Below are 26911 nucleotides of genomic sequence, written 5' to 3' on the forward strand. Positions count from 1 at the left end.
CCGGGAATTCCCGGCCTTTTTTATTGCCATCCGGGGGGCGCCCCCTTAAATGGACTGCTTGATCGCCAGCAGGGCCTGGTTGCGCAGGGTGCGCAGCAGGGACAGCTCCTTTTCCGGGATGACGATGTCTCCGGCACCGTCCTTGTCGGCATAGATCATGGCCACCGGATTGCCCTTGATGGTCAGGGGGAAGAGGACGAAGGTTTCCGAGGTCAGCACCTTGCGGAACCAGTCCGGGATGCGGGGCTTGATCTTGGGGTCGTTGGTGTCGCTGATGAGGATGTCCACACCCTTGGAAATGGCGGCGTGGAAGATGTCCGGCGAAAAGCTCAGGGGAAAGCGGAACTGCCGGGCGATCTCCGTGGCGTCCGGACCGAAGCCGAAACGGCCCTGCATGGTGTTGTGGCGGGCATCCTTGATGCACAGGATGACCCGCTTGAAGCCCATGGCCCGGTACATGGTTTCCAGGATGATGCGCAGGATGTCGTTCAGCTTGTATTCCTCCACCAGGGTGTTGGAAATGTCCTGAATGCCGGCGGTGAGGATGGCCTGGGCCGTCGCCGAATCCGGCGCCTGCCCCTCGCCCACCACCGCGGCGGGCAGCAGCTCGCCGCCCAGCTGTTCGCTGAGGATGGTGCCGGCCATGCTGGAATCGTCCTCGCCGGCGGCCGAGGCGGCCGGCTTCTCCCCCATCCATTCCCGCAGTTGCCGGCCGAAGGCGGTCTGCTGCAGGTTGAGGCGGATGATGCTGGCGAATTCCTTGACCTGTTCGATGGACTTCTCGATGGTGCTGCGCAGGTCCCGCTCTTCCACCTTGACGCTGTCGCCGAAGCGGGCCGCCAGCTTCTTCAGTTCCCGGGCCCGCTCATCGGGGCCGGCCTGGGCGATGATCAGGCACAGCTCGTTGGCATAGGCCGCCAGCACCCGCAGCTTGTCCTCCGGGGTGCTGGGCAGGCGCACATTGCCGCCAGGCAGCTTGCGCATGCTGTTGACGATCAGGGGCGGGAAGCCCCAGGTACGGGCGACGCCGATGCCCAGTTCCTCGTAGGACATGCCCAGCACCTGCAGGGAGGCGGCCTCCTCGCCGATCTCCTTCTGCCCCATGAGCTTCTTCACTTCCTCGCTTTCCTCGGGGAAGTAGTACTGGCACAGCAGGCGGCCCAGGTTGTGGAACATGGCGCAGATGAAGGCCTGCTCCACATCCCGGGTGCTGGTCAGGGTGCCGATGTCCTTGGCCAGGATGCCGGCCAGATTGGCCCGCAGGAACTCGTCCTTGAGCTGGGCCGCATTGGACTTGTTCTGCAGGTGCTCGAAGAGGAGCACGGTGATGGCAATATTGCGCACCGCATCGAAGCCGAGCACGATCACCGCCCGGGACACGGTGCTAATGTTGCCGCCGCCGGCCTGCCGGTAATAGGCCGAATTGACCAGGCGCAGGATCTTGTTGGTGAGGGCGAAGTCCTTGAGGATGGTCATGGACAGCCGGGCGATGCTCTCCGTCTCGGAAGTGGCGATCTTGTTGATGGCGCTGACCGATTCGGAGAGGGCGGGGAAATCGCTCTTGTGCCGCATGCGCCGCAGCAGGAAATCCAGGGTGCTCTGCTTGCCGCCAGTGGCGGCGCCCTCCTCCTCCACCGGGTCCAGGTAGCTATCCAGGGCCTGCAGGAACTGGGCGACGGATTCGTAGCGGTTGAGGGGATTGCGCGCCGTGGCCTTGTACAGCACGTCCACGATGCGCTCATCCAGGCTGACCTCGCTTGGCAGGCGCAGATCCTCCTGGGTGATGCGCCGCATCACCTGGAAGGGATCGCTGCCCTGGATGGCGCGGCGGCCGGTCAGCAGCTCGTAGAGCACCAGGCCGGCGGCGAAGATGTCGCCCCGCACTCCCACCGTACGCGATTCGATGTACTCGGGCGCCATGTAGGCCGGGGTGCCGGTGAAGTCGCCCTGCTTGCTGTCCAGGTCCTCGATGCGGGCGGCAATGCCGAAGTCCATGACCTGGGGAATGCCGTCCTCGTCCAGGAGGATGTTGGAAGGCTTCAGGTCCCGGTGGATGATGCCCTGTTCGTGGGCACAGGCCACCGCCTCCAGGATGGAGCGCATCAGGGTGACGGCCTTGACCGGAGAGAGGGCCCCCGCATCCTTCAGGTACTGGGCCAGGTTCTTGCCGGGTACATACTGGAAAACCAGGTAAAGATCGCCGTCTTCTTCGCCCGCCTCGAAGATCGGTACGATATTGGCATGTCGCAGCTGGCTGACGGTACGCGCCTCCGCCAGCAGGGCGGCATTCTGGGCCGCGTCGGGGCGGGAAAAGTGCAAGGTTTTGATGGCGATCTCGCGCTCCAGCTGCGGGTCATACGCCAGGTAAACCACACTTTGGGCTCCCCTACCCAGTTCGCGCCGGATTTCGAAACGTCCGATCTTTTGCAGTGCCATGTCGGCCCCCTTGATATTTGTCGGCCATTCTAGCCGCTCCGTTGCCTCCCGGACATGGACTAATTCACTGCGGCGCCCAGCCCGGTCATCCAACTGACGGATTTTTCATTAGAATCCGGCCATGTCCGGGAATTCCCGGTACGACAATAATCATAGGTTACGCCCCCCATGCTCTACGACCTGCACGAATTCCAGCACTCCCTGCTGACCCCCCTGCGCCTGTGGGCCGAAACCACCCAGCAGCTCTTCGCCAACCCCTTCTCCGCCCTCTCCTATCTGCCGGAAAGCGCCCGCATCGCCGCCGGTTCCGAGCTGATGGCGCGCCTCATCCGCCGCTACGACAAGCCCGCCTTCGGCCTCGACCGCACCACGGTGGAGGGCCGGGAGGCGGCCGTCAGCGAAGCGGTGGCCGTGCACAAGCCCTTCTGCAATCTGCTCCATTTCGTCCGCCAGAGCGGCCAGGCGGCGCCCAGGGTGCTGCTCTGCGCGCCCCTTTCCGGCCATTACGCCACCCTGCTGCGGGACACGGTGCGGGCCCTGCTGCCGGACCACGACGTCTATGTCACCGACTGGATCGACGCCCGCCAGGTCTCCCTGGCCCACGGCCCCTTCCGCTTCGACGACTACGTCAGCTATATCCAGGACTTCATCCGCCACCTGGGGCCGGAGGTCCATGTCATCTCCGTCTGCCAGCCCACCGTGCCGGTGCTGGCGGCCATTTCCCTGCTGGCGGCCGACGACGATCCCTGCCAGCCCCGCTCCATGACCATGATGGGCGGCCCCATCGACACCAGCATCAATCCCACGGCGGTGAACGACTACGCCAAGAAGCACACCCGGCTGTGGTTCGAGACCAAGGTCATCACCCGGGTGCCGACCAAGTACCCGGGCGCCCTGCGCCGGGTCTATCCGGGCTTCCTGCAGCACGCCGGCTTCGTTTCCATGAACCAGGACCGGCACGTGGACGCCCACCTGGACTTCTACAACCACCTGATCGAGGGCGACGGCGATTCGGCCGAGGCCCACCGCAAGTTCTACGACGAATACAACGCGGTGATGGACCTGCCGGCCGAGTACTACCTGGAAACCCTGGAACGGGTCTTCCTCAACCACTACCTGCCGGAAGGCCGCCTGGTGGTGCACGGCCGGACGGTGGACCCGGCGGCCATCCGCCGTACCGCCCTGATGACCGTGGAGGGGGAACTGGACGACATTTCCGCCCCCGGCCAGACCCATGCCGCCCACGACCTGTGCGCTTCCCTGGAGGCGCCCCAGCGGGCCCATTTCCTCTGCCCCGGCGTCGGCCACTACGGCATTTTCAGCGGCCGCCGCTGGCGCGAAGTGATCTATCCCCAGGTGCGCGACTTCATCCGCCGCCACCAGGGCTGAGCCAGCCTAGCCCGCCGCTCCGGGCGGGGCCACCTCCCGGCACCACAGCAGTTCCGGGGTGGTGTCCGGGGTGCCGGCATCGCCTTGGGCAACGCCGAACAGGACAGCGTTCTGGCCCATGTGGCGCCCCAGGGCCAGGGCCAGTTCCCGGTCCAAGACCGGCGCCGTGACGAAAAAGCCGGCTTCCGCCGGCCATTGGCCATCGTCGGCCAGGTTTTCCGCCGCCAGGGCCGGCAGGCCCAGGCTGTGCAGCAGCCCGGCCAGGGCCCGCTGCCGGGCCAGATTGGCAGCCTCGCCGAGGGGCTCGGAGGCCGGATTGCTGGCAGTCACCACCATCCAGGCCCGTCCGCCCCTGGCCGCCACGTAGGCCGCCAGGGCGGGGCACGCCTCGCCCACCCGCAGATCGACGGCCCCCTCGGGCAGCCAAACCCGGTAGGTGGTGGCCCGATAGGCGGCCTGCAAGGCAGCAGGGACGGGGCTTTCGGCCATGCCTACCCTACTCCTGGCTATCCTCGGGCACTTCCAGGCTCTCCAGTCCGGAAAGCAGGCCGGACGCCTCTCCCGAAGGCAGGGCCTCCACGCTCTTCAATTTGCGCTCGATCTGGCGGGTACGCACTTCGGCGGCGCCGATGCTGTTGGTGGCCTGCTCCAGCTTCTTCTTGGTGGCCGCCAGGGCCTCGCCGAACTTGCCGAACTCGGTCTTCACCGCCCCCAGCACCGACCACACCTCGGAGGAGCGCTTTTCGATGGCCAGGGTGCGGAAGCCCATCTGCAGGCTGTTAAGCATGGCCGTCAGGGTGGTGGGGCCGGAGAGGGAAACCCGGTATTCCCGCTGCAGCATCTCCGCCAGGCCCGGCCGGCGCAGGGCCTCGGCGTAGAGGCCTTCGATGGGCAGGTAGAGCAGAGCGAAATCCGTGGTGTGGGGCGGCTCCACGTATTTCTCGCGGATGCTCTTGGCTTCCAGCTTGAGGCGGTTTTCCAGGGCCTTGGCGGCCTCCTCCACCCCGGCTGCGTCGGCCCGCTCCTGGGCGTCCTGCAGCTTCTGGTAATCCTCGATGGGGAACTTGGCGTCGATGGGCAGCCACACCGGCGCATCGGCCAGACCGTCGCCCTTGCCCGGCAGGCGGATGGCGAACTCCACCCGGTCGTTGCTGCGGGGCCGGGTGATGACGTTGGTGGCGTACTGCTCCGGCGTCAGGATCTGCTCCAGCAGATTGGACAGCTGCACTTCGCCCCAGGAGCCCCGGGTCTTGACGTTGGTCAGCACCTTTTTCAGGTCGCCGACGCCGGCGGCCAGGGTCTGCATTTCCCCCAGGCCCCGATGCACCTGCTCTAGCCGGTCCGAAACCAGCTTGAAGGATTCGCCCAGGCGCTGCTCCAGGGTGGCGTGGAGCTTTTCGTCCACGGTCTTGCGCATCTCCTCCAGCTTGCCGGCGTTATCCGCCTGTAGGGCCACCAGCCGCGCTTCCACCACCTGGCGCAGCTGCTCGAAGCGCTGGTCCAGGGCCTGGGAAACCTGGGCCAACTGCTGGGCGAAGGCTTCCAGGTGCTGGCCCTGGGTCTGGCCGAACTGGCCCACCTGGGCGTTGAGGGATTCGGCCAGGCGGGCCAGGCCCTGGGCCTGGGCCTCCCGCCCCTGGTGGGATTCGGCGGCGGTCTCCTGGCGGCTGCGGGCCAGCTGCTGGGCGAACACTTCCAGCTGCTGGGCCTGCAACTGGCCCAGCTGGCCGACCTGGCTGCCCAGGGCCTGGGTCAGGCGCACCAGGGCCTCGCTCTGTTCCTCCCGGCCGCGCCGGGCTTCCAGGGCAGATTCCTGGCGGATGGCCGCCAGTTCCTCGCGCAGGGCCCGCTCCTGCCGGGCCAGGGCGCCGTCCACGGCGGCGAACTGGGGCACCAGGGCCAGGGCGGCATCCTGCCGCTCGCGGCTGCGCAGGAGAAGAAGCACCAGACCGCCGAGAATCAGCAGGGCGAGGACGGTAAGAATCAGCAACAGGGTGTCGGTCATGAAGGTTCCGAAAAAATGCAGACAGGCGGGAATCGCCATTTTACTCGGCCCGGGACCTGGTTCGGGACGAACGTGACGGAATGCGCCCCCCGGAAGCAGGCCAAAGGGATAAAATGCACCACTGATTCCACTCACCCGCCCGGGCCGTACAAAAACAATATGAAAACCCTTGTCGTCGAGGACGCCAAAACCTCACTGGCTGTGGTTTGCCACCATCTGGAAAGACTCGGCAACATTCCGGTTCCGGCGTCCTGCGGCGCCCAGGCCATCGAACTGTTCCAGTCCGAGCGCCCCGACCTGGTGCTGCTCGACGTGGTGCTGCCGGACATGGACGGCTACACCGTGGCCCGGCGCATCCGGGACCTGGAAAAGCCGGGCGAATGGACCCCCATCATCTTCCTCACCGCCATGAGCGGCGACGCCGACCTGGAAAAGGGCATCGCCGCCGGCGGTGACGACTACCTGCAGAAGCCGGTCAGCGACGTGGTGCTGCGGGCCAAGATCCGCGCCATGCAGCGTATCGTGCAGATGCGCCACTCCCTGCTGGTGCTGACGCGCAAGCTGGATGCGGCCAACCAGGAGCTGAAGCGCCTCTCCGCCGTGGACGGCCTCACCGGTGTGGCCAACCGCCGCATGTTCGACGAGGCCCTGGAACGGGAATGGCGCCGCTCCATGCGCCAGGGCACGGAGCTGGCCATCGTCATGTGCGACGTGGATTTCTTCAAGAAATTCAACGACACCTACGGCCACCAGGCCGGTGACGAATGCCTGAAGAAGGTGGCTTCGGCCATGGCCAAGGCCATGGAGCGGGGCGGCGACCTCCTGGCCCGCTACGGCGGCGAGGAGTTTTCCATCATCCTGCCGGACACCAAGCTGGGCGGCGCCGCCTTCGTCGCCGAGCGCATGCGCCACAGCGTGGCCCAGCTGAAGATGCCCCATGCCGGTTCTCATCACGGCCAGGTGACCATCAGCTGCGGTGTCTCGGCCTTCGTCGCCAGCCCCGAAACCAGCCCGGAAGCCCTGCTCCTGGCTGCCGACCAGGCCCTCTACCAAGCCAAGCAGGCCGGCCGCAACCAGGTCTGCCGCATGTCCACCGCCCCTGCTCCCTGCCCAGCTCCATGAGTCAGCGTCACCCGAAAATTCTCATCGTTGATGACAACGATGTCATGCGCGCCCTGCTGCGCGGCATCCTGCGCAACGAGGACTACCAGGTGGTGGGCGAGGCCCGCAACGGCATCCAGGCCCGGGAAATGGTGGAGCGCATGACGCCCGACGTGGTCTGCCTCGACGTCATCATGCCGGAAATGAATGGCCTGGAAACCCTGAAAACAATCAAGCGGGACTTCCCCCAGGTGTCGGTGATCATGATCACCGGCAACGCCAGCAAGGAAAACGTCCAGGAAGCCCTGGAACTGGGCGCCAACGGCTTCGTGGTCAAGCCCTTCAACGCCGCCAAGGTGCTCGAGGCCCTCAGCCGGGCCTGACCTCCCCCGACCTGCCGCCGCCCGGCGCCGGGTCAGAAGTGGTTCTTCCACTCCCGCAGGGCGGCAAACACCGCCACTTCATCCGCCAGCGCGTGGCCCGCCTGCCTTTCGGCACTGGCCCGCACTTCCGCCTCGCCGCAGCGCAGGAAAGGATTGGTCGCCAGCTCCTCCGCCAGACAGAGAGGCACGGTGGCCTGCCCAGCCCGGCGCATGGCGGCCACCTTCCGCACCCGCTCGGCCAGGGCCCGGTTGCCCGGTTCCACCGCCAGGGCGAAGTCCAGGTTGGCCGCCGTGTATTCGTGGGCGCAGAAAACCGCGGTCTGGGGCGGCAGCGCCGCCAGGAGGCCCAGTGAATGGGCCATCTGGGCCGGGGTGCCCTCGAACAGCCGCCCACAGCCGGCGCCGAAGAGGGTGTCGCCACAAAAGAGTACTGGCGCCCCTTCCCACTGGCCGTAATAGGCCAGGTGACCCCGGGTATGACCCGGCACGGCGAGCACCTGCAACTGCAGACCCAGGTCGGCGAACTCCAGGCGCTCCCCACCCCGCAGCGGCTCGCCAACGCCTGTGATAGACTCCGCCGCCGGTCCCAGGACCCGCACCCCGTCGCCTGCCAGGGCGGCAACGCCACCGCTGTGGTCGGCATGGTGGTGGGTGAGCAGGATGGCCTCCAGCCGGAGTCCTTCCCGGGCCAGGATTGCCTGCACCGGTGCGGCATCGCCCGGGTCCACCACCAGGGCCCGGTCGCCGCACTGCAGCAGCCAGATGTAGTTGTCCTTGAAGGCCGGAATGGCCGAGATGCCCCGCAGGGGCGCGCAAGCAGGTAGACTAGTTTCCATACACGCACTATTGGCGGACCGCGTTCCCATGTCAATTCCCGGACTCGATGCCTGGCTGCAATCCCCCCAGGGGAGCTACGTACTCGAATGGGAGCAGGCCAAGATCGATGCCCTGGTGGCGGACATCTTCGGCTTCCACGCCCTGCAGCTGGGCCTGCCCCAGGTGGACTACCTGCGGGACAACCGCATTCCCCTGCGCCTGAAGGCCGGCGAGTCCGGCCTGGTGGATGTGCGCTGCGACCTGCGCCAGCTGCCCTTCGCCAGTGCCTCCCTCGATCTGGTGGTTTTGCCCCATGTCCTGGAATTCCTGCCGGACCCGCACCAGATGCTGCGGGAGGTGGAGCGGGTGCTGATTCCCGAAGGCCAGGTGGTCATCGCCGGTTTCAACCCCCTTTCCCTGTGGGGCCTGCGCCGCTACCTGCCGGGCCAGCGGGAGGGTCTCTTCCCCTGGAACGGCAACTATCTCTCGGTGCTGCGCCTGAAGGACTGGCTGGCCCTGCTGGGCTTCGAGGTGGACCGGGGCAATTTCGGCTGCTACGCCCCGCCCTTCGAACAAAGCAAATGGCTGCAGCGCTGCCACTTCATGGAGCCGGCCGGCGACCGCTGGTGGGGCTTTGCTGGCGGCACCTACCTGCTGCGGGCGGTGAAGCGGGTGCCGGGCATGCGCCTGGTGCTGCCCGCCTGGAAAGAACGCAAGGCGCGGGCCAAGGCCCTGGCGCCCATCACTCAGAAGGAAGCGAACGACAATGGCCAATGAGGCAACTGTGGAAATCTATGCCGACGGCGCCTGCAAGGGCAATCCGGGGCCGGGCGGCTGGGGCGTCTTCATGCGCGCCGGCGCCCACGAGAAGGAGCTGTGGGGCGGCGAACGGGACACCACCAACAACCGCATGGAGCTGACTGCCGTCATCCGCGCCCTGGAGGCCCTGAAGCGGCCGGTGCCGGTGAAACTGTACACCGACTCCAAGTACGTGCAGCAGGGCATCAGCGCCTGGATCCACAACTGGAAGCGCAACGGCTGGCGCACCGCCGACAAGAAGCCGGTGAAGAACGCGGACCTGTGGCAGGAGCTGGACGTGCTGGCCAGACAGTTCCAGGTGGAGTGGACCTGGGTCAAGGGCCATGCCGGCAATCCGGGCAACGAACGGGCCGACGAGCTGGCCAACCGGGGCATCGAGGATCTGCGCCAGAGCGCCTGAAGCCCCATATTCAACGGATTTGATCTAGGCGGCAGATAAACCGGCCGCCCTTGCCTAACATCGGAAACGTCATGCGTCAGATATTTCTAGATACGGAAACCACGGGCCTGGAGCACAAGCAGGGGCACCGCATCATCGAAGTGGCCGGTGTGGAGATGGTCAACCGCCGTCTCACCAACCGCCATTTCCACAAGTACATCAACCCGGAACGGGCCATCGACGAAGGCGCCCAGGCGGTGCACGGCATCAGCCTGGAATTCCTGGCGGACAAGCCCAAGTTCGCCGCCATCGCCGCCGAGTTCCTCGACTTCATCCGCGGCGCCGAACTGGTGATCCATAACGCGGCCTTCGACGTGGGCTTCCTCAATGCCGAGCTGGCCCGCCTCAAGCTGCCGCCCGTCGGCGAGGTCTGCTCCGGGGTGGTGGACACCCTGAAGATGGCCAAGGAGATGCACCCGGGCAAGAAGAACAACCTCAACGCCCTGTGCGACCGCTACGAGGTGGACAACTCCCACCGTACCCTGCACGGCGCCTTGCTCGATGCGGAGATTCTGGCCGAAGTGTATGTGGCCATGACCCGGGGTCAGGAAAGCCTGATGATCGACCTGGGCCAGGCGCCGGCCGCCGCCGCGGAAATCGCCATGAGCACGGGCCAGCGCCGCCCCACCCGGGTCCTGCGGGCCAGCATCGAAGAACTGGCCGCCCACGAGCAGGTGCTGGCCGGCATCAACAAGGAAAGCAAGGGCAAGTGCCTGTGGGCGCCGCCCCCGGCCGAGCCTCCCGCCGCATGAGCTTCCTCCGCCGTTGCCCCTGCCTGTGGCTGGCCGCGCTGCTGCTGGCCGCCACGACCGCGACGGCGGCTCCGCTCCCTCCCCTGCAACCCTGGATCGACGCCACTCCCGCCGGTGGCGTCCTGGTGCCGCCACCGGGCGTCTATGCCGGGCCGGTACGCATCGACAAGCCCCTGCATGTGGACGGTAAGGGCAAGGTGACCATCGACAACGGTGGCCACGGCACCATCCTCAGTCTCAGGGCCAGCGGTGCCAGCCTCAAGGGGCTGCGCCTGGTGGGCAGCGGCGATTCCCACGACCAGCTGGATGCGGCCATCAGCATCGAAGGCCACGGCAACCTGATCGAAGGCAACGTGATCGAGGCCAGCCTCTTCGGCATTTCCCTCAAGCAGTCGGACCACAACATCCTGCGCCGCAACCGCATCCGCTCCTTCAACGTGGATTCGGCCGACCGGGGCGATGCCCTGCGCCTGTGGTATAGCGCCGGCAACCTGATCGAGGATAACGACATTGCCCAGACCCGGGACCTGACCATCACCAACGCCCCGCGCAACCACTTCCGCCGCAACACCATCCGGGACAGCCGGCGCGGCATGAACTTCCTCTTCGCCAACCGCAGCCGCATCGAGGACAACGTGCTGGAGCGCAACTCCACCGGCATCGTCATCATGAATTCGGAAGGCGCCATCCTGCGCCGCAACCGGGTCCTGCACGCCATGGACGCCTCCGGCGCCGGCATCGCCCTGAAGGAGACGGCGGCCATCCTGGTGGAAGACAACGACATCATCCATTGCGCCGTCGGCATCATGGCCGACTCCCCTTCCCATCCCCTCAACCGCATCGTCCTGCACCGCAACCGCCTGGCCCACAACGTCACCGGGGTCAATTTCTACGGCGAACGGGGCGGCCACATCGCCATCGCCAACCGCTTCGAGAACAATCTGTGGCAGGTCATGGCCAGCAATGCGGGGGACCAGCAGAACGACTTCTGGCTGGGCAACTACTGGGACGACTATCAGGGTTTCGACCGCAACGGCGACGGCTGGGGCGACACCCCCCACGAGATTTACGCCTACGCCGACCGTATCTGGATGGACACGCCGGCGGCCCGCTTCTTCCGCAATTCGCCGGTGCTGGAGATGCTGGACTTCCTGGAAAGACTGGCGCCCTTCTCCCACCCCACCCTGATCCTGCAGGACCCGAAACCGCGCATCCTGCGCGGCAAGAGCTGAGGCTCCCTAGAACAGGCTTGCCACCACGTCCTGGTCCCGCTTGGCCAGGCGCTCCAGGCCGTTCAGGACTTCCTTCGAGGCGCCATGGTCCCGGGCGTGGGCGAGAAAGCTCTGCACCGCCTTTTCCAGGGGGTAATCGGAAGTCTGCCAGTCATGGTTGAACTGGCTGGCCAGGAGCCGCTGGGCCGTCAGCTTGCCGCTGCGCATGGGCACCAGGGTCACCTGCTGGCCGTCGTGGCGAATCACCACGGCCATGGTCAGGGCCTGATTGGTGACGATCAATTGAGGTCTTCCTTTTTCGGCAGGGGCAGGCGGAAGACGCCGATCCCCTCCTCCTCCAGTTCGGCGAATTCCTCGTCCGAAGCCTGGCCCCGGATGGAGCGCCGGGGCACTTCCTCGTTGTGCATCTTGCGGGCCTCCTCGGCAAAGGCCGAGCCCACATCGTCGCTGACGCTCATGAGGAAATCCACCACCTGGCGATAGGCAGTCAGAGGCGACAGGGAGGTCTCCACGGTCGCAGGCGGAGCCTCAGCCGCCGGCGCCGCCCCTTCACCGCCCTGGGCCAGGTGGATGCCGGCCGGGATCTTGCGGATCTGGTGGGAATTGCAGTGGGGACAGGTGACCAGGCCCCGTTCCTGCTGGGACTGATAGTCCTCGGCGGATCGGAACCAGCCTTCAAAGCGGTGCTCCTGCTCGCAGGAGAGTTCAAAGATGATCAATTGGGTGCCAGGCGTCGTGGTGCCCGGGACGGGACTTGAACCCGTAAGCCTTGCGGCGGCGGATTTTAAGTCCGCTGTGTATACCAATTTCACCACCCGGGCGGATGCGAAAGGCAGGATTATAGCGGCTTCCCGCCGGGCGGGGCAGCCAGAACGCCAAACGGCGAGGCTTTCAGGCCTGGGTATCGATGATCCTGCCGGTCACCTGCCCTTGCCCGTTGACGACGGGGGACGGCGCCTGGGCCGGGTTCTGACTGCCGCCCTTGTCGCCGGCGACCGGTGCTGCGGGCTGGGACTGCAATCCCAATCTGGCGGCCAGATTGGTGCGCGCCACGATGGCGAACATATTGCCGTTGCTGATCGGTTTGATGCCCATGGGAGACTCCCGCCGACGCGTCTACCTAACTGTAGATGATGCAACGGGAAAGTGCGGGAAGAGAATCGGCCCGGGGAGAAGCTGCGGCGGAAGCCTGAATGCAAAAAGGGCAGTGCTTGCGCACTGCCCTTTTCAATTTGGAGCGGGAAAAGAGTCTCGAACTCTCGACCTCAACCTTGGCAAGGTTGCGCTCTACCAACTGAGCTATTCCCGCATGAAGCTTTTTACTGCCGGCCGGACATCGATCCGGCCTTGGTGAAACTGGAGCGGGAGAAGAGTCTCGAACTCTCGACCTCAACCTTGGCAAGGTTGCGCTCTACCAACTGAGCTACTCCCGCGTATTACTTTTCAACCTGGAGGCGCGAGCCGGAGTCGAACCGACCTACACGGATTTGCAATCCGGTGCATAACCGCTTTGCTATCGCGCCAGAAACATTCTTACTGCTGCTGAAGAAAGCGGTCAGCTCTCTCCTTGAATTCTGGAGCGGGAAAAGAGTCTCGAACTCTCGACCTCAACCTTGGCAAGGTTGCGCTCTACCAACTGAGCTATTCCCGCGTCGTGTTGATCAGTGCTGCAATCAACGAGGTCCGCATTATAAGGCCTTTCGCGGGCCTGTCAACAGTTCTGCGACGGCAATTATTTTTCCGCGTGCTGGACGATTTGCGGCCAGGCCATGCGCATGTAGTAGCCCATGGACCACAGGGTCAGCACGGCGGCGATATAAATCAACCACGTACCGGCAGCCATGACGTCGATGCCGGCCACCGGCTCCTGCAGCAACAGCAGGGGAATGGCGGCCATCTGGGCGGTGGTCTTGATCTTGCCGATCATGGACACGGCCACGCTTTTCGAGGCGCCGATCTGGGCCATCCACTCGCGCAGGGCGGAAATGGTGATTTCCCGGCCGATGATGACGGCGGCGATGACCGCGTTGGTGCGATCCAACTGCACCAGCATGATGAGGGCCGTGGCCACCATCAGCTTGTCCGCCACCGGATCGAGGAAGGCGCCGAAGGCCGAAGTCTGGTTGAGGGCCCGGGCCAGGTAGCCGTCGAACCAGTCGGTGAGGCCGGCCACGACGAAGACCAGGGTGGCGATCAGGTTGCGCTCCTGCAGGCTGGCCCAGGATTCGGGCACGTAGTAGATGCCGATCAGCAGGGGGATCAGGACGATGCGCAGCCAGGTGAGAAGGATAGGTATGTTGAAGGGCATTCAGTGCAACGCCGAATAGATTCGTTCCGCCAGATCCCGACTGATGCCAGGCACTTCGGCCAGCCGGTCCACGCTTGCGCCGGCGATGCCCTGGAGTCCGCCGAAATGGGCGATCAGGGCCTTGCGCCGGGTCGGGCCGACCCCGGGGATTTCCTCCAGGGTCGAAGTCCTGCGGGCCTTGCCGCGCTGGGCGCGGTGTCCGGAAACGGCGAAACGGTGGGACTCGTCGCGGATTTCCTGGATCAGGTGCAAGGCCGGGTGTGTTGAGGGCAATTGTAACGGCTTTCGCCCGTCGGGAAAGATCAGTTGTTCCAGCCCGACCTTGCGCTCCACGCCTTTGGCGACGCCGATCATGGGCACATGGGCCAGCCCCAGTTCCTCCAGGGCGCTGTAGGCGACGCCGACCTGGCCCTTGCCGCCGTCGATGAGGATCAGGTCCGGGCAGACGCCCTCCCCCACCGCCACCTTGTCGTAGCGCCGGGAGACGGCCTGGCGCATGGCGGCGTAGTCGTCGCCCTTCTGGATGTCGCGGATGTTGTAGCGCCGGTATTCGGACTTGCGCATGCCGTTGCCCTGGTACACCACGCAGGAGGCCACGGTGGCTTCGCCCTGGGTGTGGCTGATGTCGAAGCACTCGATGCGCTGCGGCAGCTCCGCCAGGCCCAGGGCTTCCTGCAGGGCTTCCAGGCGCTGCCCCTGCATGGACAGGGTGGCCCGGCGCGAGGCGATGGCGATGCGGGCGTTCTGCACCGCCATTTCCACCCACATGCGGTGGGCCGTCTGGCGCGGTTCCTGGATCGGCACCGGCCGCTCGGCCAGGGCCGCCAGGCTCTCGGCCGCCTCTTCGTCCGCCGGCGGCACATTGACCAGGATGCGGGCGGGAATGGGATGCTCCCGGTAATGCTGGTCGAGGAAGGCGGCGATGGCCTCGGCCGGCTCACAATCCGCCGCATTCTTGGGAAACAGGGGCTTGTCGCCCAGGTGCTGGCCGCCGCGGATCATGGCCAGGTTGAGGCAGAGCATGCCCGACTCCTGCACCGCCACCACAACGTCCGCATCCTCGTCGCGGCCGCTGTCCACGTACTGTTTTTCCTGGATGCGGCGCAGGCCCTGGATGCGGTCCCGCAGCACGGCGGCCTGTTCGAAGGCCAGGGCCATGGAGGCCTGTTCCATGGCTTCGGTCAGGCGCTGGATCACCTCGTGCTGCTTGCCCTTGAGGAACATGGCGGCCAGCTGCACGTCCTTGGCGTACTCCTCGGCGGAGATAAGGCCGACACAGGGACCGCTGCAGCGGTGGATCTGGTACAGCAGACAGGGCCGGGAGCGGTTGGCGAAGACCGAATCCTCGCAGGTGCGCAGGTGGAAGGTCTTCTGCAGCAGGTGGATGGAGTCCCGTACCACCGAGGCCGCCGGGAAGGGGCCGTAGTAGTCGGCCTTGCGGTCCGGAGCGCCGCGGAAGAAGGCCAGGCGAGGGAATTGATCCCGGGTCAGCTGCACATAGGGGTAGGACTTGTCGTCCCGGAAGAGGATGTTGAAGGGCGGGTCCAGGCTCTTGATGAGGTTGTTTTCCAGCAGCAGGGCCTCGGCCTCGGAGCGGGTCACGGTGGTGTCGATGCCGCAGATGCGGCTCACCATGAGGGCGATGCGGGGGCTGGAAACGGTGCGCTGGAAATAGGACGAAACGCGCTTCTTCAGGTTCTTCGCCTTGCCGACATAGAGCACCTTGCCCTCGGCGTCGAGCATGCGATAGACCCCCGGCAGGTCCGTCAGGGTCGCCAGGAAGGTCTTGGCGTCGAAGGCCGGCGTTGCCGGCCCGGCCGCCGGGGCCGTTGCTTCCGGAGACTCGCTCATGGCGTCCTCAGCCGAGCCGGTCCAGCTTGTCGCGGATGGCGCCCACCACGGCCTCGAAGCCCTCGGTGGTGAGGCGCCCGGTGCGGGTGTTGTAGCCGCTGCAGTGATAGCTGGTGAACGTCTCGATGCCGCCGGGCAGCACATGGCGCACGGCATGGCCGAAGGGGTAGTCCTTCACCTTCAGGCCGAAGGTGCGCAGCACCGCCTGGTGGGCCACGGCGCCGAGGATGAGGATGGCCCGCAGGTTGGGCATGCTGGCGATTTCCTGGCCCAGGTAGTCGTTGCACTGGCGGATTTCCACCGGCAGGGGCTTGTTCTGGGGCGGCAGGCAGCGCACCGCGTTGGTGATGCGGCAGTCCTTCAGCTCCAGGCCCGCATTGGCCCAGCCTTCCGCATTGAGGGGCCAGGCCTCGGTGGCGAAGCCGAACTTGTGCAGGGAGGGATAGAGCAGCTCCCCGGCGATGTCGCCGGTAAACGGCCGGCCGGTGCGGTTGGCACCCCGCTCCCCAGGGCCCAGGCCCACCACCAGCAGGCGGGATTCCAGGCTGCCGAAGGACGGCACCGGGCGGGCATGCCAGTCCGGGTCCCGCTGGCGGATGGCGGCCAGATGGGCGGCCAGGCGGGGACAATCGGTACAGTCGGTGGAAAAGGTCTGGGTCGGGGCAAGCATGGGGAAAAGGGTCCGTGACAACGAGGCGGGAAGGCTGAAATGGTACCATGCGCCCCCATGGAAGCCCCCGCCCCGGCGCCCCTGGCGCCCGCCCGCCCCAGCCTGTCCTGGGATATTTTCTGCACCGTCGTGGACAACTACGGCGACATCGGCGTCTGCTGGCGCCTGGCCCGGCAACTGGCGGCGGAGCACGGCTTTGCGGTGCGCCTGTGGGTGGACGACCTGGCCAGTTTCGCCCGCCTCTGCCCCGAGTTGCAGGTGGAACGGGATTGCCAGACGCTGGCCGGCGTCACCGTGCAGCGCTGGGCCGGCGATTTCGCCCAGGTGGAGGCAGCCCAGGTGGTGGTGGAAGCCTTCGCCTGCGAACTGCCGGAAAACTACCTGGCCGCCATGGCCCGGGCGCCCCGGCCACCGGTGTGGATCAACCTGGAATACCTGACGGCGGAGGACTGGGCCAGCCACTGCCACGGCCTGGCCTCGCCCCACCCGCGCCTGCCCCTGCTCAAGTACTTCTTCTTCCCCGGTTTCGACGCCCGTACCGGCGGCCTGCTGCGGGAACGGGCGCTGATCGGCCAGCGGCAGGACTTCCAGGCCGATCCCCTGGCCCGAAAGGCGCTCTGGCAGCGCCTCGGCGCCACCCCCACGGCGGCCGAACGGGTGGTGTCCCTCTTCTGCTACGGCCACCTCCCCGTGGCAAGCCTGCTGGACGCCTGGGCCCAGGCCCCCTCCCCGACCCTGTGCTTCATGCCCCTGGGGCCGGCCCTGCCGGAAGTGACCGCCTGGAGCGGCGGTCGGCTGACCCGGGCCGGAGACCGGCTGCAGGTGGGCTCCCTGCGCCTGGTGCTGATGGACTTCCTGCCCCAGGCCGACTACGACCGGCTGCTGTGGGCCTGCGACCTCAACTTCGTCCGCGGCGAGGATTCCTTCGTCCGCGCCCAATGGGCCGCCCGGCCCCTGGTATGGCAGATCTATCCCCAGGAGGAAAACGCCCACGAGCCCAAGCTGGAGGCCTTCCTCGAAGCCTACAGCGAGGGCCTGGAGACGGCCTCGGCCCAGGCCCTGCGCACCTTCTGGCGGGCCTGGAACGGCCTCGACCCGGTCCGCCCCGGGGCCTGCTGGCCCGCATTCGAGCGGCAGCTGCCGGCCTTGCTGGCCCACAGCCGCCAATGGAGCGATTTGCAGGAAAATCGCCCGGACCTGGCGGAATCCTTGGCGCGTTTTTGCCGAAACAAGCTATAATCACGCGCTTTATTTTTGGCTTGGGCTTTCGGGTCGCGTTTTAACTTATTGCGCCCCCTCGCTTCCTTGGCCAGACCCTCAAATTATTTTCCGCAGGATTGACGATGAAGACCGCCCAAGAACTCCGCTCCGGCAACGTGATCATGGTGGGCCCCGAAGCCCTGGTGATCCAGAAGACCGAATACAACAAGTCCGGCCGCAACGCTGCCGTGGTCAAGATGAAGATGAAGAACCTGCTGACCGGCGCCGCCAGCGAAGCAGTGTACAAGGCCGACGAAAAGTTCGAAGTGGTCCAACTGGATCGCAAGGAAGTGACCTACTCCTACTTCGCCGATCCCATGTACGTCTTTATGGATGCCGACTACAACCAGTTCGACATCGAAGCCGACAACATGACCGACGCCCTGAAGTACCTGGAAGACGGCCTGGCCTGTGAAGTGGTGTTCTACAACGAGAAGGCCATCTCCGTCGAACTGCCCAACTCCGTGGTGCGCGAAGTGACCTACACCGAACCCGCCGTCAAGGGCGACACCTCCGGCAAGGTGCTGAAGCCCGCCAAGATCGGCACCGGCTTCGAGCTGATGGTTCCCGCCTTTGTGGAAATCGGCGACAAGATCGAAATCGACACCCGCACCGACGAGTACAAGAACCGCGTGAAGTAATCCTTCCCCGGGTTCCAGCAAAAAGGGCTGCCGCGGCAGCCCTTTTTCTTTGCCCTCTGGTTGCGGCCATTTCCTGATGCAGGCCTGGGGCGCTTATTCCAAGCCATTCTCCGGCATGGCATCGCCGCAGCCCCCGCCCCACCTGCCTGTCAGCCCCCCGGCCTTCAGAAGTCCTGCCGCAGGCGCCAGTAGCTGGCAAAACGGGGCAGGCCGGTGGCCGTCAGCTCCCGGTAGCGGTAGGTGACCAGGGCCCCCACGGGCGGCGGCTGACGCCGCTCTGCGGCGGAAAAGCCGGTGCCCAGGCTGAACCGGCGGCCATCGGGCATCTCCACCCGCAGCGCCCCCAGCATGCCGGCGTAGCGGCCCTTGCCCGGCAGATGGGCCACCACCCGGGCCTCCGCATCGAGCCAGGGTTTCACCTTGAGCAGCACCTCGCTGCGGCCGGTGACATAGGGCGCATCGGCCCGATGCAGCATCAGGCCTTCGCCGCCGCCCCGCCGCACTTCCTCCAGCCGAGCCAGCAACTGGGCCCTGTTCGCCAGGCGGAACTGCTCCACCGTCTGCAGCCAGGGCACCCGGGCGCCGGCCACCAGCGCTTGCAGGCGCTGCAGCCGCTCGCTGAAAGCGCCCTCCCCGCCCGGCAGTTCGAACACCATGTAGCGCACCTGCCGCCATTCGGCGTCGTCCGGCAACTCCCGCCGCACCGTGGCCGAGAGCCGCTCGAAATGGCCGCGCCCGGCCCACAATTCCCCATCCAGGGGCGTGGCCGGCAGTGCCGCGACAAACCAGGCCGGCGCCGCCACCGGGCGGCCGCTGCGAAAGCGCAGCACCTGGCCATCCCAGACCGCCCTTACCCCGTCCAGCTTTTCACTAACCCAGTAGGCGGCCACGTCCTCCTGGCCAGTGTAGGTTTCGGCCAGGAGCAGGGGCGGCGGCGGAACGGTGGGGGACTGGGCCCACAGCGGGCTCCAGCCAAGGGAGAGAAGCAGGAGCAGCAGCAGGCGGCGGATCATGGTGAATGCTCCCGCCTGGCTGCCGGGTTTCAGGCGAGGCGCCCGGCGGCGGCTACGCCGCGCTGGTAGACCGGATCGGCCTGGAGACCGGCCCAATCCGGAGCAGGCTTATGGGGCAGCAGGCGCTGCACCCGGGCGGCCCGGACCGGCTCCAGGGCCGGCTGCCAGCGCTCCAGCAACTGGCCCACCGCTTCCGGCGCATTGCACACCAGCAGCATGTCGCAGCCGGCGCTCCAGGCGGCCTGGGCCCGGGCCACCACATCACCGGCGACGGAGGCCCCTTCCATGGACAGGTCGTCGCTGAAAACGACGCCGTCAAACTTCAACTTATTTCTCAGATAATTAATCCAGTAATTTGAAAATCCGGCAGATTTTTCATCAACTACCGGGTAAATCACGTGGGCCGGCATGACCGCATCCAGGGCCAGGCGACGGAAGGGTTCCATGTCGGCCAGGAGCTTGTCCCAGTCCCGCTCATCCACCGGAATGGCCACGTGGGAGTCGGCCTGGACCCAGCCGTGGCCGGGGAAGTGCTTGCCGCAGCAGCCCATGCCGGCCTGCCTGAGGCCCTGGATCAGGGCGCCGGCCAGTTGCACCACGGCTTCCGGCTGGCGGTGGAAGGAACGGCTGCCGATCACCGTGCTGCGGCCGTAGTCCAGGTCCAGCACCGGGGTGAAGGAGAAATCCACGCCCCGGGCCCGCAGCTCGGCGGCCAGCACATAGCCCAGGTCCTGGGCCGCAGCGATGGCCTCGCCAGGCGCCGCATCCCACAAGGCGCCCAGCTTGCCCATGGCGGGAATGGCCGTGAATCCTGGCCGACAGCGCTGCACCCGGCCGCCTTCGTGGTCGATGGCAATCAGCAACTGGGGACTGCGCAGGGCCTTGACCTCGGCGCAGAGGGCACTGAGCTGCTCCGGGCTTTCGTAATTGCGGCTGAACAGGATGAGGCCGCCCACCAGGGGGTGGGTCAGGCGTTCCCGGTCCAGATCGGTCAGGACCAGGCCCTGGATGTCGATCATCACCGGGCCCGGGGGCAGTTGTCGGGGAGCGTTCATGGCTGGGTTTGTTCCAGAATGACGAAGGCGACGGCGTAATCCTGCTCGTCGCTGAGGGAAAGATGGGCCACCAGCCGGCGCTCGGCCAGCAGGGCGGCAACGGCCGGAGCCAGTTCCAGGACCGGCTTGCCCAGGGCATCGTGGCCGACGCCGATGGCCGGCAGCAGCACCGGGGCCCGGATGCCGGTACCCAGGGCCTTGCCGAAGGCTTCCTTGGCGGCGAAGCGCTTGGCCAGGAAACGGGTCTGGCCGGCCTCGGGCAGACGGGCGAATTCCTCCCGCTCCGCCGGAGTCAGCAGTTTGTCCAGGCTGCGCTCCCCGTGGCGGGCATAGAACTCGCCGAGACGGGAGACGGCGACGATGTCGGTGCCGATGCCGTGGATCATGTTTTCTTAGCCACTGAGGAGTCCATTTTTAGCCACAGAGGACACAGAGATCACCGAGAAAAACGAAAGCACATAGTTTATTGACCTGAATGCTGAGACCTGAGCGATGAGTCGTCCCACCGAGTTTGCGCCGGAGACGGTTCACCCTCTGTGTTCTCTGTGCCCTCTGTGGCTTCGCCTTTACCGCCCCGCCGCACCGAGCAGCAGCTGCTTCATCTCCCGTACCGCTTCCCGCAGGCCGACGAAGACGGCGCGGCTGACGATGGCGTGGCCGATGTGCAGCTCCTTGATGCCCGCCAGGGCGGCGATGGGCTGGACGTTGTAGTAGTTGAGGGCGTGGCCGGCGTTGAAGCGCATGTTAAGGCCCCGGATGGCCTCGCCGGCCGCCCGCACCTTGGCCAGCTCGGCCAGCACGGCCGGGCTTTCCTCATCCCGCCCCTGGTTATAGAAGGCATGGGCGTAGGGGCCGGTGTGGATTTCGCAGATCTTGGCGCCGATACGGGCGGCCGCTTCCACCTGGGGCAGTTCGGCGTCGATGAAGACGCTGGTGACGATGCCGGCATCGGCCAGGCGGGCCACCACGTCCTTCAGACGGGCTTCCTGACCGGCCACATCGAGACCGCCTTCGGTGGTCACCTCGTGGCGGCCTTCGGGCACCAGCATGGCCATTTCGGGCTTGAGGCGGCAGGCGATGCCCACCATTTCGTCGGTGGCCGCCATTTCCAGGTTGAGCTTGATCTGGGTGGTGAGCTTGAGGCGCTCCACGTCCTGGTCGCAGATGTGGCGGCGGTCTTCCCGCAGGTGCACGGTGATGCCGTCGGCCCCGCCCAGCTGGGCTTCCACGGCGGCCCACACCGGGTCCGGTTCGTAGGTGCGGCGGGCCTGGCGGATGGTGGCCACGTGGTCGATATTGACGCCGAGTTCGATGCTCATGGTGTTAAACCTCAATATTCCTGCTGCAAAGTGTCGACTTCAGGGTAGCCGCCGAGAAGCGTCTGCCTCAGAGTTCCTGCAACTCCCGGAAAATCTTCCGGGTCTCCAACTGCTTGCCGTCCAGGTAATGGGCCATCAAAGCCCGCATCAGCTGCTTGGCCTCGGCCAGGGAACGGGTATCGGAAAAATCCTCGTGGGCCAGGTCGAGCAGGGTCTTGCCCGATACCGAGAGGGCCGAATCGCCGGGCCGGGACAAGCGTACCGGCCCCCGCTCGATCTGGTAGGCATAGTGGCCGGCGCTTTCCACCGCCCGGCCCTCCGCATCCGTGGCCAGGGTCAGGCCATAGCCCAGTTCCTGCAACAGGGATTTTTCGAAGCGGCGCAGGTCCGCCTCCTGCACGCCGTCGGCAAAGCAGCGCAGGGTTTCGGCATAGGCGGCGTAGAGGGCTTCGTGGGCGTCTTCCCGGGGCAGCAGGTGCAGCAGCAGCTCGTTCAGATAATAGCCGCAAAAAAGGGCGTGGCGGGCCAGCAGCGGCTGGCCGCCCTGCCATTCGGCCTTCATCAGGGTCAGCACTTCGCCCTTGCCTGCCCAGGAGACCTCCAGGGGCTGGAAACCCAGCAGCAGGCCGCGGATGGCGGAACGAGGCCGTCGGGCGCCCCGGGCCAGCAGGGCCACCCGGCCGAAATCCCGGGTGAAGGCCTCGACGATGAGACTGGTTTCCCGAAAGGGATAGGTGTGGAGAACGTAGGCGGGCTGGCCGTCTACCTTTTGCCGTTGCATGGCGAAAGCCCGAAGGGGAGGAAAAGACGCTTACTCGTAGCCCAGGCTGCGCAGCAGGCGCTCGTCGTCGTTCCAGCCGGACTTCACCTTGACCCACACTTCCAGGTAGACCTTGCCGTCGAACAGCTTTTCCATGTCCTGGCGGGCCTCGGTGGCGATGCGCTTGATGGTCTCGCCGCCTTTGCCGATGACGATGGCCTTGTGGCCGTCCCGGTCCACCACGATGGCGGCGTAGATGCGGCGCAGGTTGCCCTCCACCTCGAACTTCTCGATTTCCACCGTGGTGGAATACGGCAGTTCGTCGCCCAGCAGGCGGAACAGCTTTTCCCGGATGTATTCGGAAGCCAGGAACCGCTCGCTGCGGTCGGTCAGTTCGTCCTCGGCAAACAGCAGTTCTTCATGGGGCAGATACTGGCGGGCTTCGGCCAGCAATTGCTCCAGCTGCTTGCCCTTGGTGGCGGAAACCGGCACCACGGCGGTGAAACTGCGCTCGGCGGTGACTGCGGCCAGGAAAGGCAGCAGCTTTTCCTTCTCGGCGATCTTGTCCACCTTGTTCACCACCAGGATCACCGGCCGGTCTTCCGGCAGCAGCTTGAGCACGGCCTTGTCCTTGGCGTCGAAACGGCCGGCCTCGACCACGAACAGCACCACGTCCACATCCGCCAGGGTCTGGGTCACGCCCCGGTTCATGGCCCGGTTGAGGGCGTTGGTGTGTTCGGTCTGGAAGCCCGGGGTGTCGACGAAGACGAACTGGGCATCGTCGTTGGTGAGGATGCCGGTGATGCGGTGGCGGGTGGTCTGGGCCTTGCGGGAGACGATGGAAATCTTCTCCCCCACCAGGCGGTTGAGCAGGGTGGACTTGCCCACGTTGGGACGGCCGACAATGGCCACGTAGCCGGAACGGATTTGCTTTTCGGTATTCATGCTTTGAGTTTCTCCAGAGCCCGCGAGGCGGCCTCCTGTTCGGCAGCGCGGCGACTGCTGCCCTGACCTTCGGTTTGCAGGGCGGCAGAGGCAACCTCGCACAGCACCCTGAACTGCTGCAGGTGGGCCTGGCCGTCGGTGGCCGCCAGGGTATAGACCGGCAAGGGCTGGCGCCGCGCCTGCAGGTATTCCTGCAGACGGGTCTTGGGGTCCTTGATCGGCTGATCGGGAGCGATGGCGTCCAGCTTGGCCGTAAACAGGTTGCCCACCACGACCTTGGCACGGTCGAAGCCCGCATCCAGGTAAACGGCGCCAAACAGGGCTTCCAGGGCATCGGCCAGGATCGAAGGGCGGGTATGGCCGCCGCTCTTCAACTCCCCTTCTCCGAGCCGCAACTGTTCCCCCAGATCCAGCCCCAGGGCCAGTTCGTGGAGGGTATCCTTCTTCACCAGATTGGCCCGCAGCCGGGACAGGTCGCCCTCGGGCAGCTGGGGGAAACGCTCGAACAGGAGGTGGGCGACGACGCAGTTGAGGATGCTGTCGCCGAGAAATTCCAGGCGCTCGTTATGGGGCGAACTGTGGCTGCGGTGGGTCAGCGCCGTGCGCAGCAGGGAGGGATCGGCAAATTCATGGCCCAGGCGACGGGAAAACGCGGCCTGGGGAGCCGTCAAACGGATTTTTTCAGCCACCCTTGCCCTTGCTGCTGCCCTGAAAATCGATATACAAGCTCACCGGACCTGCCAGGGGGATTTTTTTGGCATAGGCGAAGGAAATGACGAGATCGCTGCCGTCCTTGCTGATGTCGAGATCGGATCCTTTGATGACGTCGATGTAGCCGACCTCGGCCCGCTTGTCGAAAGCCTTGCGGATATCGCTCACCGTGGCTCCGGCCAGCTGGCTGTCGGCGGTCATCGCCTTGATGTTCTTGACGATCGACACATACTCGATCACCGGCGGCACCACCTTCATGCCGGTGATCAGGACGAGAACGATGATCACACTCCACATCAGCAACCCGGAAAGACTCACCCCCCGTTGATGCTTACTCAGCATTGCGCTCTCCCGTAACTCAGTTGAAACGGCCGATGCGGCTCAGGTCGTTGAAATTGAACCAGATGAAAAAAGCCTTGCCGACGATGTTTTCGTCGGGGACGAAACCCCAGGCCCGGCTATCCCGGCTGTTGTCCCGGTTGTCGCCCATGACGAAGTAGTGTCCCGGCGGCACCGTACAGATGACGCCCGCGTTATTGTAAATACAATTCTCCCGGCCCGGAAACTGGGAGGCGTCGCGGATGAAGGCCGGCGCATCGTCGTCGTTGAGGAAGCGGTGGTCCACCGCCCCCAGGACTTCGCTGTACTGCTTGGAGTAGTACAGCCGCTCCGAATGCAGGAAATCGTCCTGGGGCTGGATGTCCAGGGGCTTGCCGTTGATGGACAGGCGCTTGTTCTGATAAGCCACCTTGTCGCCCGGCACCCCGACCACCCGCTTGATGTAATCCAGGGACGGATCCTCAGGGAAACGGAACACCATGACTTCGCCGCGCTGGGGCTGGCTCACCTCGATGATCTTCTTGTTGATCACCGGCAGGCGGATGCCGTAGGTGTATTTGTTCACCAGGATGAAATCGCCCACCAGCAGGGTCGGAATCATGGAGCCCGAGGGAATCTTGAAGGGCTCGACCACGAAGGAGCGCAGGCCGAACACCACCAGGATCACCGGGAAAAAGCCGGCACCGTATTCCACCCACCAGGGGTCCTTGGCTCCGGCCGGGCGCCGCTTGGCCAGCCACAGGGAATCCACGGCCCAGATGGCGCCGCTGGCCAGCAGCAGCAGGAAGAGGATCAGAGCGAAATTCAAGACGATGTCCTTTACTTGCTATCGACGCGCAGCACGGCGAGGAAGGCTTCCTGGGGAATCTCCACGCTGCCCACCTGCTTCATGCGCTTCTTGCCGGCCTTCTGCTTCTCCAGCAGCTTCTTCTTCCGGGTGATGTCGCCGCCGTAACACTTGGCCAGCACATCCTTGCGCATGGCCTTGACGTTTTCCCGGGCGATGATGTTGGAGCCGATGGCGGCCTGGATGGCCACTTCGTACATCTGGCGCGGAATCAGCTCGCGCATCTTGGCCGCCAGTTCCCGGCCCCGGTAGGGGGCGTTGGCCCGGTGCACGATGATGGACAGGGCATCCACCTTTTCGCTGTTGATGAGGATGTCCACCTTGACCACGTCGGCCGCCCGGTATTCCTTGAACTCGTAGTCCAGGGAGGCATAACCCCGGGAGACGGACTTCAGCTTGTCGAAGAAATCCATCACCACTTCGGCCATGGGCATTTCATAGACCAGCTTCACCTGGCGGCCGTGGTAGTGCATGTCCACCTGGTTGCCGCGCTTGGCGTTGCACAGGGTGATGACGCTGCCCAGATAATCCTGGGGCACAAAAATGGTAGCCGTGATGATGGGTTCGCGGATTTCATCGAACTTGCCCACTTCCGGCAGCTTGGAGGGGTTCTCCACCTGGACCACGGAACCGTCCCGCATCACCACTTCATAAACCACGGTGGGCGCGGTGGTGATCAGGTCCTGGTCGAATTCCCGCTCCAGGCGCTCCTGCACGATTTCCATGTGCAGCAGGCCGAGGAAGCCGCAGCGGAAGCCGAAGCCCAGGGCCTGGGAAACTTCCGGCTCGAACTGCAGGGAAGCATCGTTGAGGCGCAGCTTCTCCAGGGAGTCGCGCAACTGGTCGTACTGGTTGGATTCCACCGGGTAGAGGCCGGCAAACACCTGGGGCTTGATTTCCTTGAAGCCGGGCAGCGCCTCGGCGGCGGGACGCTCCACCAGGGTGACCGTGTCGCCCACCTTGGCGGCATGCAGTTCCTTGATGCCGGAAATGATGAAACCCACCTGCCCGGCCCGCAGTTCGTTGCGCGCCAGGGACTTGGGGGTGAACACGCCGACCTGTTCGCACAGATGCACGGCGCCGGTAGACATCAGGCGAATCTTGTCCTTGGGCTTGAGCACCCCGTCCACGACACGGACCAGCATCACCACGCCGACGTAGTTGTCGAACCAGGAGTCGATCAGCAGGGCCTTCAGCGGCGCCTCGGGGTCGCCGACGGGAGGCGGGATCTTGGCGATCACCGCTTCCAGGATGTCCTCCACCCCCAGGCCGGTCTTGGCCGAAGCCAGGACGGCGTCCGTGGCGTCGATGCCGATGACGTCCTCGATTTCCTGGCGGGCACCATCCGGGTTGGCCGACGGCAGGTCGATCTTGTTCAGCACCGGCACCACCTCCACCCCCAGGTCCAGGGCCGTATAGCAGTTGGCCACGGTCTGGGCTTCCACGCCCTGGGAGGCATCCACCACCAGCAGGGCGCCTTCGCAGGCGGAGAGGGAGCGGGAGACTTCATAGGAGAAGTCCACGTGCCCCGGGGTGTCGATCAGGTTCAGGTTATAGACCTGGCCGTCCCGCGCCTTGTAACTGAGGGCGGCCGTCTGGGCCTTGATGGTGATGCCGCGCTCCCGCTCCAAGTCCATGGAGTCGAGCACCTGGGCTTCCATTTCCCGGTCGGAAAGGCCGCCACAGAGGTGGATGATGCGGTCGGCCAGGGTGGATTTGCCGTGGTCGATGTGGGCGATGATGGAAAAATTGCGGATGTGTTGCATATGGTAAAAAGGGTGCTGTGCAGCACCCTTTTGAATTTGGCCGGAAAGCGCGGA

General features: G+C 65.5%; 29 protein-coding genes and 5 tRNA genes. 9 read left to right on the forward strand and 25 right to left on the reverse strand.

Going from position 1 to position 26911, the window contains the following annotated elements; all coding sequences use genetic code 11:
• Window positions 1–45: 45 nt before the first annotated feature.
• Complete coding sequence (locus OEL49_RS16880) at window positions 46–2436, reverse strand: serine/threonine protein kinase (protein ID WP_287875851.1); 2391 nt, start codon at window positions 2434–2436, stop codon at window positions 46–48.
• A gap of 168 nt (window positions 2437–2604) precedes the next feature.
• On the opposite strand from OEL49_RS16880, the gene OEL49_RS16885 reads away from it, so the two are divergent.
• On the forward strand, window positions 2605–3825 hold the full coding sequence (locus tag OEL49_RS16885) for a polyhydroxyalkanoate depolymerase (RefSeq protein WP_287875854.1): 1221 nt from the start codon (window positions 2605–2607) through the stop codon (window positions 3823–3825).
• A gap of 6 nt (window positions 3826–3831) precedes the next feature.
• Here the strand turns inward: OEL49_RS16885 and OEL49_RS16890 are convergent, their stop codons facing one another.
• Window positions 3832–4314 (reverse strand): DUF3293 domain-containing protein, encoded by a 483-nt coding sequence (locus OEL49_RS16890; protein WP_152089197.1) that lies wholly within the window; start codon window positions 4312–4314, stop codon window positions 3832–3834.
• Between the two features lie 7 nt (window positions 4315–4321).
• Complete coding sequence (gene rmuC, locus OEL49_RS16895) at window positions 4322–5830, reverse strand: DNA recombination protein RmuC (protein WP_205230689.1); 1509 nt, start codon at window positions 5828–5830, stop codon at window positions 4322–4324.
• Between the two features lie 159 nt (window positions 5831–5989).
• Here rmuC and OEL49_RS16900 point away from each other — a divergent pair, with 159 nt between their 5' ends.
• Window positions 5990–6952 (forward strand): diguanylate cyclase domain-containing protein, encoded by a 963-nt coding sequence (locus OEL49_RS16900; protein WP_014237533.1) that lies wholly within the window; start codon window positions 5990–5992, stop codon window positions 6950–6952.
• Window positions 6949–7314, forward strand: a complete 366-nt coding sequence (locus OEL49_RS16905) for a response regulator transcription factor (RefSeq protein ID WP_287875859.1) — start codon at window positions 6949–6951, stop codon at window positions 7312–7314. The genes OEL49_RS16900 and OEL49_RS16905 overlap by 4 nt, the downstream gene beginning before the upstream one ends.
• 32 nt (window positions 7315–7346) lie before the next feature.
• Here the strand turns inward: OEL49_RS16905 and gloB are convergent, their stop codons facing one another.
• Window positions 7347–8150: a hydroxyacylglutathione hydrolase gene (gene gloB, locus OEL49_RS16910; RefSeq protein ID WP_287875862.1), complete on the reverse strand. Its 804-nt coding sequence runs from the start codon at window positions 8148–8150 to the stop codon at window positions 7347–7349.
• A 28-nt stretch (window positions 8151–8178) separates the two neighbouring features.
• Here gloB and OEL49_RS16915 point away from each other — a divergent pair, with 28 nt between their 5' ends.
• The 4 genes from OEL49_RS16915 (at window position 8179) to nosD (ending at window position 11372) form a co-directional block, all read left to right on the forward strand.
• Complete coding sequence (locus OEL49_RS16915; RefSeq protein ID WP_152089199.1) at window positions 8179–8907, forward strand: class I SAM-dependent methyltransferase; 729 nt, start codon at window positions 8179–8181, stop codon at window positions 8905–8907.
• A complete protein-coding gene (gene rnhA / locus OEL49_RS16920) occupies window positions 8897–9349 on the forward strand; it encodes a ribonuclease HI (protein WP_014237529.1) in 453 nt (150 codons plus the stop codon). Before OEL49_RS16915 ends, rnhA begins: the two co-directional genes overlap by 11 nt.
• Window positions 9350–9420: 71 nt before the next feature.
• A complete protein-coding gene (gene dnaQ / locus OEL49_RS16925; RefSeq protein ID WP_130458502.1) occupies window positions 9421–10140 on the forward strand; it encodes a DNA polymerase III subunit epsilon in 720 nt (239 codons plus the stop codon).
• Entirely contained in the window at window positions 10137–11372 is a 1236-nt protein-coding gene (gene nosD / locus OEL49_RS16930) for a nitrous oxide reductase family maturation protein NosD (RefSeq protein WP_287875867.1), read from the forward strand. The genes dnaQ and nosD overlap by 4 nt, the downstream gene beginning before the upstream one ends.
• Before the next feature lie 6 nt (window positions 11373–11378).
• On the opposite strand, the gene OEL49_RS16935 is transcribed toward nosD, so the two are convergent.
• From OEL49_RS16935 to OEL49_RS16985, 11 genes are all read right to left on the reverse strand, one after another.
• Window positions 11379–11654 (reverse strand): DUF2795 domain-containing protein, encoded by a 276-nt coding sequence (locus tag OEL49_RS16935; protein WP_014237526.1) that lies wholly within the window; start codon window positions 11652–11654, stop codon window positions 11379–11381.
• A complete protein-coding gene (locus OEL49_RS16940; protein WP_287875870.1) occupies window positions 11651–12091 on the reverse strand; it encodes a DUF1178 family protein in 441 nt (146 codons plus the stop codon). Before OEL49_RS16940 ends, OEL49_RS16935 begins: the two co-directional genes overlap by 4 nt.
• A 17-nt stretch (window positions 12092–12108) precedes the next feature.
• A tRNA-Leu gene (locus OEL49_RS16945) sits at window positions 12109–12193 on the reverse strand.
• A gap of 70 nt (window positions 12194–12263) precedes the next feature.
• Window positions 12264–12467: a hypothetical protein gene (locus tag OEL49_RS16950; RefSeq protein ID WP_014237524.1), complete on the reverse strand. Its 204-nt coding sequence runs from the start codon at window positions 12465–12467 to the stop codon at window positions 12264–12266.
• Window positions 12468–12605: 138 nt separating this feature from the next.
• A tRNA-Gly gene (locus OEL49_RS16955) sits at window positions 12606–12681 on the reverse strand.
• 48 nt (window positions 12682–12729) lie between these two features.
• A tRNA-Gly gene (locus OEL49_RS16960) sits at window positions 12730–12805 on the reverse strand.
• 16 nt (window positions 12806–12821) lie between these two features.
• Window positions 12822–12895: transfer RNA gene (locus tag OEL49_RS16965), tRNA-Cys, on the reverse strand.
• 52 nt (window positions 12896–12947) lie between these two features.
• Window positions 12948–13023: transfer RNA gene (locus OEL49_RS16970), tRNA-Gly, on the reverse strand.
• An 81-nt stretch (window positions 13024–13104) separates the two neighbouring features.
• A complete protein-coding gene (gene pgsA, locus OEL49_RS16975; RefSeq protein WP_014237523.1) occupies window positions 13105–13680 on the reverse strand; it encodes a CDP-diacylglycerol--glycerol-3-phosphate 3-phosphatidyltransferase in 576 nt (191 codons plus the stop codon).
• Window positions 13681–15531 carry an excinuclease ABC subunit UvrC gene (uvrC, locus tag OEL49_RS16980; RefSeq protein WP_205229987.1) on the reverse strand — a complete coding sequence of 617 codons (1851 nt, stop codon included), beginning with the start codon at window positions 15529–15531 and terminating at the stop codon, window positions 13681–13683.
• 7 nt (window positions 15532–15538) lie between these two features.
• Complete coding sequence (locus OEL49_RS16985) at window positions 15539–16201, reverse strand: uracil-DNA glycosylase (protein WP_205229988.1); 663 nt, start codon at window positions 16199–16201, stop codon at window positions 15539–15541.
• Between the two features lie 57 nt (window positions 16202–16258).
• Here OEL49_RS16985 and earP point away from each other — a divergent pair, with 57 nt between their 5' ends.
• Together earP and efp are read left to right on the forward strand one after the other, a co-directional pair.
• Window positions 16259–17440 (forward strand): elongation factor P maturation arginine rhamnosyltransferase EarP, encoded by a 1182-nt coding sequence (gene earP, locus OEL49_RS16990; RefSeq protein ID WP_205229989.1) that lies wholly within the window; start codon window positions 16259–16261, stop codon window positions 17438–17440.
• 104 nt (window positions 17441–17544) lie between these two features.
• Complete coding sequence (efp, locus tag OEL49_RS16995) at window positions 17545–18102, forward strand: elongation factor P (protein WP_014237519.1); 558 nt, start codon at window positions 17545–17547, stop codon at window positions 18100–18102.
• Window positions 18103–18266: 164 nt separating this feature from the next.
• On the opposite strand, the gene OEL49_RS17000 is transcribed toward efp, so the two are convergent.
• The 10 genes from OEL49_RS17000 to lepA form a co-directional block, all read right to left on the reverse strand.
• Window positions 18267–19115, reverse strand: coding sequence for a DNA ligase (locus OEL49_RS17000; RefSeq protein WP_205229990.1), 849 nt, complete (start codon window positions 19113–19115; stop codon window positions 18267–18269).
• Window positions 19116–19144: 29 nt separating this feature from the next.
• Complete coding sequence (gene nagZ, locus OEL49_RS17005; protein ID WP_205229991.1) at window positions 19145–20170, reverse strand: beta-N-acetylhexosaminidase; 1026 nt, start codon at window positions 20168–20170, stop codon at window positions 19145–19147.
• Window positions 20167–20556, reverse strand: a complete 390-nt coding sequence (acpS, locus tag OEL49_RS17010) for a holo-ACP synthase (protein WP_014237516.1) — start codon at window positions 20554–20556, stop codon at window positions 20167–20169. The genes nagZ and acpS overlap by 4 nt, the downstream gene beginning before the upstream one ends.
• A gap of 180 nt (window positions 20557–20736) precedes the next feature.
• The gene (locus OEL49_RS17015; RefSeq protein ID WP_205229992.1) at window positions 20737–21489 is read right to left on the reverse strand and encodes a pyridoxine 5'-phosphate synthase; all 753 of its coding nucleotides are present in this window, start codon (window positions 21487–21489) and stop codon (window positions 20737–20739) included.
• A 67-nt stretch (window positions 21490–21556) separates the two neighbouring features.
• Window positions 21557–22270 (reverse strand): DNA repair protein RecO, encoded by a 714-nt coding sequence (gene recO, locus OEL49_RS17020; protein WP_287875879.1) that lies wholly within the window; start codon window positions 22268–22270, stop codon window positions 21557–21559.
• A gap of 30 nt (window positions 22271–22300) precedes the next feature.
• Complete coding sequence (era, locus tag OEL49_RS17025) at window positions 22301–23194, reverse strand: GTPase Era (RefSeq protein WP_014237513.1); 894 nt, start codon at window positions 23192–23194, stop codon at window positions 22301–22303.
• A complete protein-coding gene (gene rnc, locus OEL49_RS17030) occupies window positions 23191–23883 on the reverse strand; it encodes a ribonuclease III (RefSeq protein ID WP_205229993.1) in 693 nt (230 codons plus the stop codon). The genes era and rnc overlap by 4 nt, the downstream gene beginning before the upstream one ends.
• Window positions 23876–24247, reverse strand: a complete 372-nt coding sequence (locus OEL49_RS17035; RefSeq protein ID WP_014237511.1) for a DUF4845 domain-containing protein — start codon at window positions 24245–24247, stop codon at window positions 23876–23878. The genes rnc and OEL49_RS17035 overlap by 8 nt, the downstream gene beginning before the upstream one ends.
• A gap of 16 nt (window positions 24248–24263) precedes the next feature.
• Window positions 24264–25052 (reverse strand): signal peptidase I, encoded by a 789-nt coding sequence (lepB, locus tag OEL49_RS17040; protein ID WP_014237510.1) that lies wholly within the window; start codon window positions 25050–25052, stop codon window positions 24264–24266.
• Window positions 25053–25063: 11 nt separating this feature from the next.
• Entirely contained in the window at window positions 25064–26857 is a 1794-nt protein-coding gene (gene lepA, locus OEL49_RS17045) for a translation elongation factor 4 (protein WP_014237509.1), read from the reverse strand.
• Between the last annotated feature and the right edge of the window lie 54 nt (window positions 26858–26911).

It is taken from the genome of Azospira sp. (assembly GCF_030247495.1).
Taxonomy (GTDB): domain Bacteria; phylum Pseudomonadota; class Gammaproteobacteria; order Burkholderiales; family Rhodocyclaceae; genus Azospira; species Azospira oryzae.

What these genes read in the sequence shown, in the direction of transcription:
- OEL49_RS16880 (WP_287875851.1), bottom strand. Translation starts at nt 2,436, where the DNA reads ATGGCACTGCAAAAGATCGGACGTTTCGAAATCCGGCGCGAACTGGGT.
- OEL49_RS16885 (WP_287875854.1), top strand. Translation starts at nt 2,605, where the DNA reads ATGCTCTACGACCTGCACGAATTCCAGCACTCCCTGCTGACCCCCCTG.
- OEL49_RS16890 (WP_152089197.1), bottom strand. Translation starts at nt 4,314, where the DNA reads ATGGCCGAAAGCCCCGTCCCTGCTGCCTTGCAGGCCGCCTATCGGGCC.
- rmuC (WP_205230689.1), bottom strand. Translation starts at nt 5,830, where the DNA reads ATGACCGACACCCTGTTGCTGATTCTTACCGTCCTCGCCCTGCTGATT.
- OEL49_RS16900 (WP_014237533.1), top strand. Translation starts at nt 5,990, where the DNA reads ATGAAAACCCTTGTCGTCGAGGACGCCAAAACCTCACTGGCTGTGGTT.
- OEL49_RS16905 (WP_287875859.1), top strand. Translation starts at nt 6,949, where the DNA reads ATGAGTCAGCGTCACCCGAAAATTCTCATCGTTGATGACAACGATGTC.
- gloB (WP_287875862.1), bottom strand. Translation starts at nt 8,150, where the DNA reads ATGGAAACTAGTCTACCTGCTTGCGCGCCCCTGCGGGGCATCTCGGCC.
- OEL49_RS16915 (WP_152089199.1), top strand. Translation starts at nt 8,179, where the DNA reads ATGTCAATTCCCGGACTCGATGCCTGGCTGCAATCCCCCCAGGGGAGC.
- rnhA (WP_014237529.1), top strand. Translation starts at nt 8,897, where the DNA reads ATGGCCAATGAGGCAACTGTGGAAATCTATGCCGACGGCGCCTGCAAG.
- dnaQ (WP_130458502.1), top strand. Translation starts at nt 9,421, where the DNA reads ATGCGTCAGATATTTCTAGATACGGAAACCACGGGCCTGGAGCACAAG.
- nosD (WP_287875867.1), top strand. Translation starts at nt 10,137, where the DNA reads ATGAGCTTCCTCCGCCGTTGCCCCTGCCTGTGGCTGGCCGCGCTGCTG.
- OEL49_RS16950 (WP_014237524.1), bottom strand. Translation starts at nt 12,467, where the DNA reads ATGGGCATCAAACCGATCAGCAACGGCAATATGTTCGCCATCGTGGCG.
- pgsA (WP_014237523.1), bottom strand. Translation starts at nt 13,680, where the DNA reads ATGCCCTTCAACATACCTATCCTTCTCACCTGGCTGCGCATCGTCCTG.
- uvrC (WP_205229987.1), bottom strand. Translation starts at nt 15,531, where the DNA reads ATGAGCGAGTCTCCGGAAGCAACGGCCCCGGCGGCCGGGCCGGCAACG.
- OEL49_RS16985 (WP_205229988.1), bottom strand. Translation starts at nt 16,201, where the DNA reads ATGCTTGCCCCGACCCAGACCTTTTCCACCGACTGTACCGATTGTCCC.
- earP (WP_205229989.1), top strand. Translation starts at nt 16,259, where the DNA reads ATGGAAGCCCCCGCCCCGGCGCCCCTGGCGCCCGCCCGCCCCAGCCTG.
- efp (WP_014237519.1), top strand. Translation starts at nt 17,545, where the DNA reads ATGAAGACCGCCCAAGAACTCCGCTCCGGCAACGTGATCATGGTGGGC.
- OEL49_RS17000 (WP_205229990.1), bottom strand. Translation starts at nt 19,115, where the DNA reads ATGATCCGCCGCCTGCTGCTGCTCCTGCTTCTCTCCCTTGGCTGGAGC.
- nagZ (WP_205229991.1), bottom strand. Translation starts at nt 20,170, where the DNA reads ATGAACGCTCCCCGACAACTGCCCCCGGGCCCGGTGATGATCGACATC.
- acpS (WP_014237516.1), bottom strand. Translation starts at nt 20,556, where the DNA reads ATGATCCACGGCATCGGCACCGACATCGTCGCCGTCTCCCGTCTCGGC.
- OEL49_RS17015 (WP_205229992.1), bottom strand. Translation starts at nt 21,489, where the DNA reads ATGAGCATCGAACTCGGCGTCAATATCGACCACGTGGCCACCATCCGC.
- recO (WP_287875879.1), bottom strand. Translation starts at nt 22,270, where the DNA reads ATGCAACGGCAAAAGGTAGACGGCCAGCCCGCCTACGTTCTCCACACC.
- era (WP_014237513.1), bottom strand. Translation starts at nt 23,194, where the DNA reads ATGAATACCGAAAAGCAAATCCGTTCCGGCTACGTGGCCATTGTCGGC.
- OEL49_RS17035 (WP_014237511.1), bottom strand. Translation starts at nt 24,247, where the DNA reads ATGCTGAGTAAGCATCAACGGGGGGTGAGTCTTTCCGGGTTGCTGATG.
- lepA (WP_014237509.1), bottom strand. Translation starts at nt 26,857, where the DNA reads ATGCAACACATCCGCAATTTTTCCATCATCGCCCACATCGACCACGGC.